We start from the raw sequence: 13222 nt of genomic DNA, 5'->3' as shown, positions 1-13222 counted from the left end.
ATCCACAAAATAACTTTCCGTCATATTTATGATTTGACAGCTTTAAAAATATCCTTCCCCCCTTCCATCAATCAACTGAAAAAGTGATTTTTACATTCACTCTAAATTCGGTTACTTCATCATCTTCTACACATGCACTTTGCTCGTTAACATAAACGGAACATATATTCTTAACACTCTTGGATGCATGTTTAACTGCTTTTCTCGTTGCATCTTCCCAGCTTTTCTCTGAGTTTGCTAAAACTTCAATTACTTTCAATACTGCCATAGTGTGTTTCTTTAAAAGTTAATAATGAGATCAATATACAAAATAATTAAGAAGATTTCGGGAAAGTATAAAGAAATTTAACCGCTCTCGCGCTGAGTTTATCGCAAATGTTTGTGCGAAAATTCCAAAGAAGAATTGATAATCAATCTGTGATTCCTAAAGTTTTGGATAGTTTATTTTATTTATAATTCTATTTTAAATCTGAAATGGTTGTAAAGAATCGTTGAAGTTTTATTTATAGAATCATTAAATTCTAATACTGATTATTCTTCAAGTTTCAGCAATCTGCTTTTCAAATTACTCAGTTCAATTTCTTCAAATTTGGTTTCTGGTGCTTGTATTGAAGTAGTCGTATCCACGATAGATAAAAGAACTTTATCATTCTTTGTTTCCATGACTACATAGTAAACTGGTTTTTTGGTTGGAATACTTGAAAATCCAAATTTCCCACCAAGCCTGCTCGCCGGAAGCAAACACTTTTCTTCTTTAAATACTAGGGTTGTAAATTTTTCACTTGAAACATCTAAATCGGTTTTCATAGTGATCAATGGAGAGTAATTTCTAAATCTATCACAATTTATCCAACCCAACCTTGAAGTGCTAAACCCATAAAAACCAAGATCTGCTGATGAACCTTCCCCCTGTTCAACTCTCTGATTTCTCAAAACATTTTGTAATTCATAAACGTTATTTATACCCAAACTATCCATTAATCTTTGAATAGAGTCATTGTAGACAAACCTAAGCTCAGGTCCCTGAAAACGATTTCTTCTTGAAAAAATATTTCCGAAAAATCTTAAACCACGCTCAATCTTACAAAAGAAGAACTTGCATTCCTCCTGGCCTATAGGAGGTATTAAAGATGTATTTGAAAAAATACCACTTGGAAAGAAAATAGCTCCTCTTGCATCTGAAGAGCCATTATTTAATTCCCAATTCATCGTTTGAAGCGAGTCATGTTCGCCATAAAAGAGTTCCATATCTTCCTTAAATTCTGTGGTTGGCATGAAAATATTGATATTTTTCTGAGCTTCAATTTTTTCACCCATTTCATTGTAAACTGTTATCTTCATCATTCCGCCTGTCTCCAATATCCTACCATCAGATGTAGTACTCAATCTTTCGCCAATCATACCAACAAAAGAATACACTTCCTTGATTTCAACATTTGCAAATTGTGAAGGCGTGTCAAAAGTAAAGGCATTGATTTGAATCACTGAACCTTCCTTTAAAATTAGAATTGTATCTCTATCAGTTCGAATGCGAATATTTTGTGTTTCAACCGATAATTCATCGTAAACATCTTGAAGCGTTAAAGTATTTGATTTAATTGGAGTGGTAGGTTTATCATGAATAAGCATAACCTCCACCCTCCTATTGTTTTTCTTTCCACCTTCCTCCTCATTTGAGAAAGCTGGTTTTTGTTCTCCAAAATAATCAGACTGAATCGGAATATTTACTTTTCCTTTTAAATATTGATTGATGCTGTTCACGCGCTTTTTAGATAAGTCTATGTTATAACTATCAGATGCATCGCTATCTGTGTGTCCAGAAAGATATACCTTTTTAATCTCCTTAGTTTTTGACAATAAACTATCTATTTTTAACAACTCCTTAGAATTAGCTGAATGAGAATCTACTTCGAAATAAATGTTCGTAAAAAGTGTGTCTTGACTAATAGTAAAATTACAAGCCGAAACAAAAATGAAAATGATTGAAAAGTATCTATACATAAGTAGTCGTTTATATTAGTACGATGAAAGACAAAGAATAGTATAGTAATGAATAATTAATTTCAAATTATTTTTCCTACCAGCCGCCACCACCTCCTCCTCCAGCGCCGCCACCAGAAAAACCTCCACCACCAGAAAATCCACCAGCAGAGCTACCAGCAGCTGATGGCGCAACTGAAGCCGTTGCAGAAGCTGCCGAAAGTGCGCTGAAATAGCCTAAACTTGCGTAAGAATAACCACTCACATAATAATTACTCGACTTAAATTTCGCTTCAATTTCTTGCGCTTGGAATTTCTTTCCCCATTCATCCGCTTTTCCAAAAGCTATGGCATACGGAAGGTTTTTCTCGAAATAATCAAAATTCATATCGGGTTTATTCACGGCATTAATGCGCTGTTCATCTGCATATTTTATAAATCTTTCAAGACCTAAAATGTGATCTAATTTTTTACGTCCTTCTTGAGTGGGTTGATAGAAAAGACGCATAAAAACAAGATTCATGATGAGCATTATCGCCCCAAGCAATGGAATAATTAATCCAAATCCTTCGAAATAATTAAATGCGATGATCATTCCAACAATTGTGAGTACAGGAAAAATGTATTGAGGTAAAAATAGTTTTCTGTTCTTGTTGAAATAAAGTCCTGCTTGTTTATTTTCTATATGCGTAATTAAATATCCATGGGCTTTAGACACCTGAGGATTGTACTTTTTTCTAATGAAAATAGAATCATCATTCAATAAAAGTGCTTTCAAAAAACCTTTTTCAACTTCATTTAATTTTTGCTTTTTAGAATTTTTATTGGTTCTAATAATTTTAAAACTTTCTGCTTTTCTAGACGAACCCTCCTTCTCTATTATAATATGGCCTTTTACTGCCAATTGAAGAAGTTGAGCTGCAAACATATTTTCATCCTCTTTTCCTTCATTCATCAAAAATAAGACCTCCGCAGGACTCCAGTTATTTGGTGGGTAAAACTGCGGAATAATTGTTCCTTTCTTTGGGTCTTTTCCATGTTTCAACCACAAAATAAAGTTGACCAAAAAGGAAATCAATAAACCGGTTACCCCTATTATTACTAAAGCATGATCACGAAAAAAGTAAGTCATTTTTGTTGTGAAAGGAATTTCAGAGATGACTTCTTTATCGAAAGCTACAAGGATAGTTAAATTACTCTGTGGCTCAAGTTCAGTAGCCGTAAACAAACGCTTACTTGTCGATATTGATTCAGATTGGAAGTTTTTTTCATCCGTGGCTCCGTATTCACCTATCCATCCATTGTAATCTTGAATACCGGTATTATTTGGTGTGGAAATCGTGGCAGATAAAGAATCTATTTTCATCCCCCAATGATTACCATTTACTTTCCACATTACTTGACAATTGTTATCATTGCAAAAAACCGTACGATCAAGTAAGTAAGTAATTTCGTAAGAATGTCGTCCATTGAACAAGCGTGTATCTTCAGAACCAATATAGATTCGAATTCCACCTTTTATATTTTCAGTTTTAAAATTCGCTGGACTTCCACTTTTCTTTACACTTTGAATAGTCAGCAATTGGCGCACTTTACCACCTGGCAATTTAAAATTCAACGGAATATCACGATAAATTCCTCGCTTTATATCTCTCCCTAGGGAAAGAACATCAATTTTTTCGGTTACTAAAACGCTTCCATCCTTTTGGATTTGAATATCACTATGAAATGCATAAATCTTCTCTTCCTTATCGAATAAGGTAAAAGAGCACAATAAAAAACAGGTCAGAAGTAGTAATAAATGTCTCATTCGAATATTTTTTGTGGTTCACGTTCAAAAGACTCAATCTCGTAAAAAGAACGTTCTTTAAATCCGAAGGGTCCTGCTAATATATTATTTGGAAAAATTCCAATTTTTGTATTAAAGTCCCGAATAGTTCCGTTCAAATATCTTCTCGACATCGCCAATTCATCTTCCACCTTTGTAAGTTCCTTCATCAATTCCAAAAAATTCTCATTTGCTTTAAGCTGTGGATAATTTTCAAAAGTGACTTTAATCGAGCGACTCACCAAGTTCAATCCTGCATCCTCTTTCTCTTTCTGCAACATTTCATTATCTTTTGAAGAGCGCATTGAAGTTACTTTCTTAAACAAATCAGCTTCATAATTGCTGTATCCCTTCACCATTTCCACAAGTTTAGGAATTAATTCAAAACGCTTTTTGAGTTGAACATCAATTCCTGAAAGTGCTTCCTTTACAGATTCACGAGCAGTAATGAGTCGATTGTAGATAATCCATGTAAGAATAAGGAGAATTACAATCAGCGTGGAGAAAGAAATAATAAAATACATGAAGTAAAAGTAAGGATTTTGTTTTTATGTGGATAGGTCTTTTCTTTATTCAAAATTCATTTCTAATTTCAGAATTGATGCCATATTTCCATTAGTAAATCAAAGTTAAGGCTTGGAATGAGGATTAAAATGTATAATCTTATATGATCACAATTGCTCACCTCTTCACTGCTCCTTCATAAATCCCAATCCAATCCTCTACAGTCATTTTCTTCATCAATTCACCAACCAATTCATATGGAACATCATTCATTTTTTTGAAACGAATACAGCTTTTTCCCATATCAAGTTTTGTTTTGGCGTGTTTTGGATATTCTTCAACGAACCAAGCAAGTAATTCTGGATTCGCATAAATCCCCATGTGGTAAACGGCTATAAAATTCTTTTGGGCTGCGATATTAATAAAAGGCAACGGCAATGAAGTGTCGCAATGATAACCTGCAGGATAAGTTTCTTTTGGCACCACATATCCAACCATTTTATAGATGACGGTTTCTTCAAATCCTTTTGGAATATTATCTTGAATGGTTTTTTGTAGTTTGAGGAAAGCTTCTTTTTTATCTTCTGCAATGTTGTCGATGTAGTCTTGGATTGTCATATTCTTAAATTCTCTTTATGCCTTGCAAATTAAGTAAAATTCTCGTTTTCGGATAACAAGTTGAATACTATTAAACGAGCATCTGCTTAGTTTGATAAAAAATGTTCAAAACTAGTCGTTTATTAACCGTTATAAACGGCTAGCAGTCTGGTATAATTAGGATTCAGCGATTAGGCAAAAGGGATTCTCCTCTTCTGCCCTGATGGAAATGGAAAGCATGATGAAATGAATTGCACATTTGTCATTTTTAAAAGAGCGACAGTAGAAGCTCCTTTTTAAAATAGACAAGGTAGCAAATTCATGAAAAATCTTGAAATTGTAGACAGATAATGGCAGCCAAAAAAAAAGCAGAAATACCTAAGTACCTCTGCTTCTATTCCAATATCTAGTTTCTATAAACCTTTTATTCAAACATTATTCTGAGTTTTGCATAGAAAGTTACAAAGACTATTCTTGTGAACCTTTTAATTTCATGAGCTTATTTATATAAGTGATTGAAATTTAATACGAGCAAAACGACGTATTTGAAACTTTATAGCAAAACACTAGCTTGTAAATAACATCTCTCTCAACTTAGGGAAAGGCCACATCTCATCATCAACTAAAATTTCTAATTTATCTGTGTGATACGAAATCTGACTAAAGAAAACCTTTACCGTATCGCGGTATGCTTCTGCTCTTTCAGCGATGTCTTCAATTTTATTGGCTTGCTTTCTGTTTTCTAACATTGTGCGAGAAAATTCTTGCATTTTGTTCATGTGCATAGACAAATCAATCAAAATTCCTTTTTGAGCTGTTGTTCCTTGACCTGCTTCATCACCAAGAACTGATTGAAGTCCTTGAATGTTTTGGATCAATTTATTTTGGTACTCTACAACTACTGGAATTACGTGGTTTTGAGTTAAATCACTGATCAAACGCGATTCAATTTGAATGCGCATGATGTATTTTTCGTATTCAATTTCTTGCCGAGCAAGTAATTCTCTTTTTGTAAATACTTCCATTTTTTCGAAAACATCGATCACGTCTTGACGTTCCCATACTTTCAATGCACTTGGTGTATCTTTAAGGTTACTCAATCCTCTTTTCTCTGCTTCAATAACCCATTCCTCACCGTAACCGTTTCCTTCAAAACGAATATCTTTTGATTCTTTAATTAATTTTTGAAGTTCTTTAAGAATTGCTTCATCTTTCCCGTTTCCATCTTCAATTCTTTTATCAACAGCAACTTTAAACAATTGCAATTGTCTCGCAATAATCGTGTTGATTGTAATCATTGGTTGTGCACAGTTTGCTAATGAACCCACAGCGCGGTATTCAAATTTGTTTCCTGTGAATGCAAATGGAGAAGTTCTATTTCTATCGGTATTGTCCAACAAGATTTGTGGAATTTTCCCAATATTTAATTTTAATTCTGTTTTATCAGCTGGTGTCATTTTACCTGCTTTGATGTTCTTTTCTAGATCATCAAGCAAAGATGTTAAATGCGAACCAATAAATGCCGAAACAATTGCTGGTGGTGCTTCGTGACCTCCTAAACGGTGATCGTTTGATGCACTTGCAATTGAAGCTCTCAACATATCTGAATGTTCGTGAATCGCTTTTAATGTGTTTACCAAAAACGTTAAGAACTGTAAGTTACTTTTTGGATTTTTTCCTGGAGACAATAAGTTAACCCCAGTATCTGTAGCTAAAGCCCAGTTATTGTGTTTACCTGATCCGTTTAATCCTGGAAATGGTTTTTCGTGTAAAACAACTCTAAAATCATGTCTTCTTGCAACTTTTTCCAATAAATCCATCAATAGTAAATTGTGGTCATTCGCTAAATTACATTCTTCGAAAATTGGAGCACATTCAAATTGATTTGGCGCAACTTCGTTGTGACGAGTAGTAACTGGAATACCTAAACGGATAGCTTCCATTTCGAACTCACGCATGAAATTCGTAATTCTCGCTGGAATAGAACCAAAATAATGATCATCTAATTGTTGACCTTTTGCTGGTGGATGCCCAAAAAGAACACGTCCTGTCATCATCAAATCTGGACGCGCATTAAAAAATGCTTTGTCAATTAAAAAATATTCTTGTTCCCAACCTAGAGTTGCGATTACTTTAGATACGTTTTTATCAAAATACTTACAAACATCAACAGCTGCTTTATCAATTGCGTTTAATGCTTTCAACAAAGGCATTTTGTAATCCAAAGCTTCACCTGTATAAGCTATGAAAATTGTTGGAATACATAAAGTGCTGTCTATTACGAATGCTGGGGAAGATGGATCCCATGCTGTATAACCTCTTGCTTCGAAAGTATTACGAATCCCTCCATTCGGAAAAGAAGAAGCATCTGGTTCTTGTTGAACTAATAAATCTCCACTGAACTGTTCAATTGCACGACCTGGTGCGATTGGTTTAAAGAAGGCATCATGTTTCTCTGCTGTTGCTCCTGTCAAAGGTTGAAACCAATGTGTATAATGTGTTGCTCCTTTTTCTAAAGCCCATTCCTTCATTGCTGAAGCTGCTACATCTGCAATATTACGGTCAATCTTTGTACCGTGTTGAATTGCACTTTTAATAGATTTATAAGCTTGCTCTGGAAGGTATTCACGCATTTTATCTTCATAAAAAACATTTTCTCCGAATTTCTCCGAAATTTTCCCAGTCCATTCGAACTTTTTTACTTCACGATGTAAAACATCTTGGTACGCACTTTTTCTAACAGATGACATAGTTCTAATTTTGTTTGGACAAAAATAGAATTTTCAATCGAAAGATTTTTATAAAAATTTATTTTTTTTGAAATACTCAAAAAAATTAGGGGTAAATCAACAAAAAACAGACAATACTCAAAAAATACCCCCAAAAAACAATAGTCAAAATCAAGAAATAGTATTTATCAACTGCTCAACACACTTTTCATGTTCTTTCTTTAACTCTAAATCAATAATCCCGGTTTCTGGTGTGAAATTATCATTAAATGATGGTAAAGAATAAATTGCAATTAGGTTAGCTCCAAACTTAGGAAAACGTTGTTCAGCTGCTCCGAGAACATTCTTAGCTCCATAACCTCCGGGTGAAGTTCCCATTAAAAGCATCGGGATATTTTTAAAAAACTTAGTTTGAAACCTTGAACACCAATCTAAGAGGTTTTTCGCTGCTACGGTATAAGAACCGTTGTGCTCAGCCAATGAAACAATTAATCCATCAGCGCTTTGAATTTTGTCTAGAAACTTTTTAATATTATCTGGATAGCCTTCTTCTTCCTCTAAGTCCACCCCAAAAACGGGTAATGCATAATCCGTAATATCTACCCATTCTGTTTCAATCGATTCTATTTGATCCAGTGTAAATTGAACCAATTGCTTATTAATCGATTGAGAACTGTTACTTCCTGCAAAACCTATTATTTTCATTCCTTTTCTATTGTTTTATTTGAATAATGATTGTTGAGAAGACTAACAAACAATTTGGAGTTATTGTTCATGTATCTTTTCGTTCTATATCCACTTACCCACACTACTCCATTGATGGCATTGGTTAAAAATATTTCATCTGCAATTAAAATATTTTGTGGGGTAATTGTTGATTCATAAACTTTCACTTTATTTTCAATAGCCAAATTAATGATGGTCATTCGCATTGTTCCAGCCAAACAGCCTTCATCTAATCCGGGAGTGTATAACACACCATTACTCACTAGAAACAAGTTGGAATTTGTACTTTCTAAAACATTTCCTTTTTCATCGGTGATTAATAAGTCGTCCAAACCTTTTTCTTTGGCTTCAATTGCTCCCATGACATAAACCAAACCATTTTTCGTTTTAAAATTTGAAAAAATGTTGTTAGGCTTCCGAACAGCGGTATACAAATCAACTTCTAATCCTTTTTGGTTAAGTGTAAATTCATTGTGTTCAATCGGATATGCTTCAATATAGTAGGTAACTTCATTTGTGTCTGGTTTATATGTTCCTCCACTTGCTCTATCAATAGATAACCGTACTCGCCCACCTTCATTGATTTGAGATTTTTTAATTAATTCTTCAATTTTTTCTCTAAAAAAGTCAATGGTAAAATAATTTGGTAATCTCATCTTCAAGACATTCATCCCTTCAATAAGTCTCAATACATGAATCTCAACGTTGATTGGTTTTCCTTTAAGGATCCGAATACTTTCAAATAATCCGTCTCCATATAGATGTCCGCGATTTGCTGAAGATAAGGTTGGACCATTATTCTCCATTAAATTTCCATTATTATTTACAAAATTTGTTTCCATGTTAACTAAATATATATTCAAAAAATGCAGGTCCTTTGCTGAAGTTGATTAGCAAAACATAAATAATTCCAAAAACAGCCCCTCCGAAATGAGCATCATGAGCTATTCCTGAACCTCCTTTCTTACTCATATAATATTCAAATCCCAAATATAAAATTCCAAATAACCAAGCTGGAATTTCAAACGGAATGAACATCAAGTAAATCCCTCCTTCTGGCATCCACAGAATTGAAGCGAATAATACTGCAGAAACTGCACCTGAAGCTCCTAAACTCAAATAATTAGGATTATCTTGGTTTCTCAAATATGGCCAAACCGATGCTGCTAATCCACCTAGAAAATAAAGTAAGAGGAAATGTAAACTACCTAAGCCTTGACCAAAATAATCAACAAAAATATATTCCATTATTCTACCAAAAGAAAACAAAACAAACATATTAAATATAAGATGCATTGTATCTCCATGAATAAAAACATGTGAAATTATGCGTGAATACTCCTTCTCTCTTTTTACTTTATACGGATAGAAAATCCATTTATATTTAAGTTCAGCGTCTTTAAACGCACGTAATGACCACAAAACTGTAGCTACAATTATAATTAATGTAACTGGGGAATTTAATAAATTCATAAATGTTTGTTAACCTTTCCTAAGGGTTCTAAATATTAATAAAAAAAGCTCTATTTTCACAAAGTAACCGAACTATATGAAAAACAAAATTACACTTCTACTTCTGTTCATATTAATGACTCATTTATTCATTAAATGCGGCTCGGGTGCTGAAATTAATGAAAAGGAACTAAATGAAACAGAAAAATCAAGCCAAATAAATACAACGATTAATAATTTAACTATAGAAACTCTGAATATCAGCAAATCAGATAAAGATTGGGCTATCCAATTTTACAATTCTATAAACAATAAATCGATATGGATTGAGAATGGAAAACTGCCCGATTCAATAGAAGATTTTTTCAACTATCTGAATTCAGAGATTGCCTTAAATTTGCCCATAGGATTTTTATCAAATGTGTCTTTTCAAGCAAATGAAAGTTTAGAATCCAAAGAAATTAGGGTTGTATTAAGAAGTGCAGAATTCCTTGCATTAAAGGATACAACTTTAATTGACTACAAGAATAATTCTTTAAATAGAATACAATTGATTTCTCCAGAGCAATTTTTGAATTTTATAAAGGAAAAGAAAACTTCCGATTCATGGATAGATCACTTAATAAAATATAAGGAGAAAAATTCGAGATTGATCCAATTGCACTATGCCTTAAATCAATTTACCTCGAAATATGGAGTAGAAAATAAGATCAATGAAAATATTTACTTAAAAACGCCTGAAGATAGTATGGCTTTCGTTTTTGTAAATAATCAATTATTGAGTAGAAATTTTATCCCAGAAAGGATTACCGATACAAATCAATTGAAAGTAGAATTACAATCTTTTCAGCTTATGAATGGGTTAAATACTGATGCAAAACTAGGTAAAAATACAATGGAGGCTTTGTTAGAGACAAACTATTCACGTTTCATCAAAGGTGTTATTACACTAGACAAAATGAGAGATTTACCCGACTCATTAATTGGTGGTAAATTAATCACAATTAATATTCCAAGTTATTTATTGCATTTATATAATGGCGACCAAGTATTAAATACTTCAAAAGTGATTATTGGAACACAAAGAAATCAAACTCCGCTTTTCACTTCTGTAATGAAATATATTGTGGTGAGTCCTTATTGGAATGTGCCCTACTCTATTGCCAGCAAGGAAATTCTGCCTAAATTAAAAACCGACAGCAGTTATTTGAAAAGAAATAATTATTCAATTTTAGACAGAGAAAAAAATGTTTTAGTTCCAGATAGTATAGATTGGAAAAAGTACAGCTCTAGAAATTTCCCATTCTTCGTTAGACAAGAACCTGGTCCAACAAATAGTTTAGGCCTTGTAAAACTGCTTTTTCCAAATGAAAATTCGATTTATATTCACGACACACCAAATAAAAGTCTTTTTTCTAGAGATGTGAGAACTTTTAGTCATGGATGTGTAAGAACGGATTCACCATTCAAATTAGTTCAAGATATACTTTCGGCAGAAAATCACAAATACATTGATTCAGTTGATATCTATAAGGAAAACCAAAAGGAAACATATTTGATTCTAAGCGAAAAGTTCCCCGTAACCATTATTTATCAAACTGCTGGCATTAACGATTCCACTCAGCAGGTTCAATTTTTCAAAGACGTTTATAAAAAAGAAGAAAAATTGTATAAATTGTTCCGTGAACCGACTGTTGAATTATAGTTCAAAATTTGTATGTAGGGGAGTTTTGCAAACGCCCGATACATAAATTTCGAAATAAAATTCGGTACCATCGACCAAGATTTTATTACTTTTGTTAAAAAAGTAACAACATGAGCACAATCGTTTCCCCTTCTGTATTATCCGCTGATTTCGCCAACCTGGAACGCGATGTAAAAATGCTAAACAGCAGTTCAGCTGAATGGCTTCATATCGATATTATGGACGGACAATTTGTTCCAAATATATCTTTTGGTTTACCTGTTATGAAAGCAATTCATAAACACGCAACTAAACCTTTGGATGTTCATTTAATGATTGCAACACCAGATGATTATATTGATGACTTCAAAGAAGCAGGCGCAGAAATATTAACTGTTCATTACGAAACTTGTCCTCATTTACACCGCACTTTACAACGCATAAAAGCAGCAGGAATGAAAACAGGTGTTGCTTTGAATCCTCATACTCCAGTAGATTTATTAAAAGATATTATTCACGATATTGATTTAGTTTTAATCATGTCTGTAAATCCGGGTTTTGGAGGTCAAAAATTCATTCCACAAGCTGTTGAAAAAGTAAGAGCGCTAAAAGGTATTATTACTGAAGCCAAAGCAGAAACTTTAATCGAAGTTGATGGTGGAGTAAATTTAGAAACTGGAAAATTATTGGTAGATGCAGGAGCGGATGCACTTGTAGCAGGTAGTTTTGTGTTTGGATCTGATAACCCAGTAGAAACTATCGGAAAACTGAAAGCTCTTTAAACATAAGTTTAAAAAAGTATTAAAATAAATTGCTCTTCTTCACGAAAGGTAATATTTGTGAAGAAACTAGAACTATACAATCCTCAATCACATTTTAAAATAACAATAAAAATGGCGCTTTTTCAAGCGCCATTTTTGTGTTTATATTATTAGTCTTCTTGACTAAAAGCACTCCACATCCAGTGCATTTTTTCTCTTCTTGCCATAAAACCGGTAATCAAACCATCGGTTGATAAATCACCAATTTCTCTTGCAACTTCAATTGTATCGACCATAAATGAAAATAAAATTTCATAATCATTTAAAATCTCTTGTACTATTTCTTTAGAAGTTAAATCTGTGCCTGTTTCTGAGATTTCAGAAACTTCCAAATAATCTTTCATCAGACTATATGGAGTTGCTCCAAAAACTCTGATTCTTTCTGCTACTTCATCAATTTCATTGAAAACCTCAGTATATTCTTCCTCTGTCTTTTCATGGATATCAAAAAACTCTCCTCCAGTAACATTCCAATGATAGTTACGCAATTTTTGATAATGCACATGTAAATTAGCTAATAGCAAATTCAAATTATTCACTACACTTTCGGTTTCTTCTGCATCGAAACCTAAACTTTTAAATTCTTTCATTTTTGTTATATTTTGTCTTTATTTAATAATTGTTCTAATTGTTCTTTATATTCTTTTAATGACTTAATAAAATCATCGCTTTCTTCATTTTGATCATTGGGAATTGTTTGTGGTGATTCCATTAAATGTTCATAAACAGCTGGCTTTTCATCACGTAATTTATTAGTCAATTCATTGATTTCTTTTTCTAACTCTTCCTTCTTTTCCATAGCTTTACATTTATTAAACTTTAATAATTCCAAAGTACTAAGAACTTTTCAAATTTGCTCATAAATCACTATTAAAAAAGCTTAAAAAGTAGATGCCTTTAT

Annotated in this window: 13 protein-coding genes; 2 read left to right on the top strand and 11 right to left on the bottom strand. The window is 33.0% G+C overall.

Annotation, left to right across the window (positions count from 1 at the left end):
• Positions 1-67: 67 nt before the first annotated feature.
• From C6368_RS04390 to C6368_RS04350, 9 genes are all read right to left on the bottom strand, one after another.
• Positions 68-268: a dodecin family protein gene (locus tag C6368_RS04390; protein WP_107037963.1), complete on the bottom strand. Its 201-nt coding sequence runs from the start codon at positions 266-268 to the stop codon at positions 68-70.
• A gap of 263 nt (positions 269-531) precedes the next feature.
• Positions 532-2001: an OmpA family protein gene (locus C6368_RS04385; protein WP_107037962.1), complete on the bottom strand. Its 1470-nt coding sequence runs from the start codon at positions 1999-2001 to the stop codon at positions 532-534.
• A gap of 76 nt (positions 2002-2077) precedes the next feature.
• Positions 2078-3790, bottom strand: coding sequence for a DUF2207 domain-containing protein (locus tag C6368_RS04380; protein ID WP_107037961.1), 1713 nt, complete (start codon positions 3788-3790; stop codon positions 2078-2080).
• A complete protein-coding gene (locus C6368_RS04375) occupies positions 3787-4332 on the bottom strand; it encodes a LemA family protein (RefSeq protein WP_107037960.1) in 546 nt (181 codons plus the stop codon). The genes C6368_RS04380 and C6368_RS04375 overlap by 4 nt, the downstream gene beginning before the upstream one ends.
• Before the next feature lie 157 nt (positions 4333-4489).
• The gene (locus C6368_RS04370; RefSeq protein WP_107037959.1) at positions 4490-4930 is read right to left on the bottom strand and encodes a DUF1801 domain-containing protein; all 441 of its coding nucleotides are present in this window, start codon (positions 4928-4930) and stop codon (positions 4490-4492) included.
• A 545-nt stretch (positions 4931-5475) separates the two neighbouring features.
• Positions 5476-7659 carry a glutamine synthetase III family protein gene (locus tag C6368_RS04365; RefSeq protein WP_107037958.1) on the bottom strand — a complete coding sequence of 728 codons (2184 nt, stop codon included), beginning with the start codon at positions 7657-7659 and terminating at the stop codon, positions 5476-5478.
• Between the two features lie 150 nt (positions 7660-7809).
• Positions 7810-8343, bottom strand: a complete 534-nt coding sequence (locus tag C6368_RS04360) for an NADPH-dependent FMN reductase (protein WP_107037957.1) — start codon at positions 8341-8343, stop codon at positions 7810-7812.
• The gene (locus tag C6368_RS04355; RefSeq protein WP_107037956.1) at positions 8340-9206 is read right to left on the bottom strand and encodes an aminotransferase class IV; all 867 of its coding nucleotides are present in this window, start codon (positions 9204-9206) and stop codon (positions 8340-8342) included. The genes C6368_RS04360 and C6368_RS04355 overlap by 4 nt, the downstream gene beginning before the upstream one ends.
• Position 9207: 1 nt before the next feature.
• Positions 9208-9837 carry a rhomboid family intramembrane serine protease gene (locus C6368_RS04350; RefSeq protein WP_107037955.1) on the bottom strand — a complete coding sequence of 210 codons (630 nt, stop codon included), beginning with the start codon at positions 9835-9837 and terminating at the stop codon, positions 9208-9210.
• A gap of 76 nt (positions 9838-9913) precedes the next feature.
• Between C6368_RS04350 and C6368_RS04345 the strand changes: the two genes are divergently transcribed.
• Both C6368_RS04345 and rpe read left to right on the top strand, forming a co-directional pair.
• Complete coding sequence (locus tag C6368_RS04345) at positions 9914-11521, top strand: L,D-transpeptidase family protein (protein ID WP_107037954.1); 1608 nt, start codon at positions 9914-9916, stop codon at positions 11519-11521.
• A 110-nt stretch (positions 11522-11631) separates the two neighbouring features.
• Positions 11632-12282 (top strand): ribulose-phosphate 3-epimerase, encoded by a 651-nt coding sequence (gene rpe, locus C6368_RS04340; protein WP_107037953.1) that lies wholly within the window; start codon positions 11632-11634, stop codon positions 12280-12282.
• Positions 12283-12431: 149 nt separating this feature from the next.
• Here the strand turns inward: rpe and C6368_RS04335 are convergent, their stop codons facing one another.
• Both C6368_RS04335 and C6368_RS04330 read right to left on the bottom strand, forming a co-directional pair.
• Entirely contained in the window at positions 12432-12911 is a 480-nt protein-coding gene (locus C6368_RS04335) for a Dps family protein (RefSeq protein WP_107037952.1), read from the bottom strand.
• 5 nt (positions 12912-12916) lie between these two features.
• A complete protein-coding gene (locus C6368_RS04330) occupies positions 12917-13120 on the bottom strand; it encodes a hypothetical protein (RefSeq protein ID WP_107037951.1) in 204 nt (67 codons plus the stop codon).
• Positions 13121-13222: the final 102 nt, after the last annotated feature.

Source organism: Brumimicrobium mesophilum, assembly GCF_003025005.1.
In the GTDB taxonomy this organism is placed as follows: domain Bacteria; phylum Bacteroidota; class Bacteroidia; order Flavobacteriales_D; family Crocinitomicaceae; genus Brumimicrobium; species Brumimicrobium mesophilum.
The sequence above is the reverse complement of the archived record's forward strand: the minus strand, read 5'-3'. Positions and strand labels throughout refer to the sequence as shown.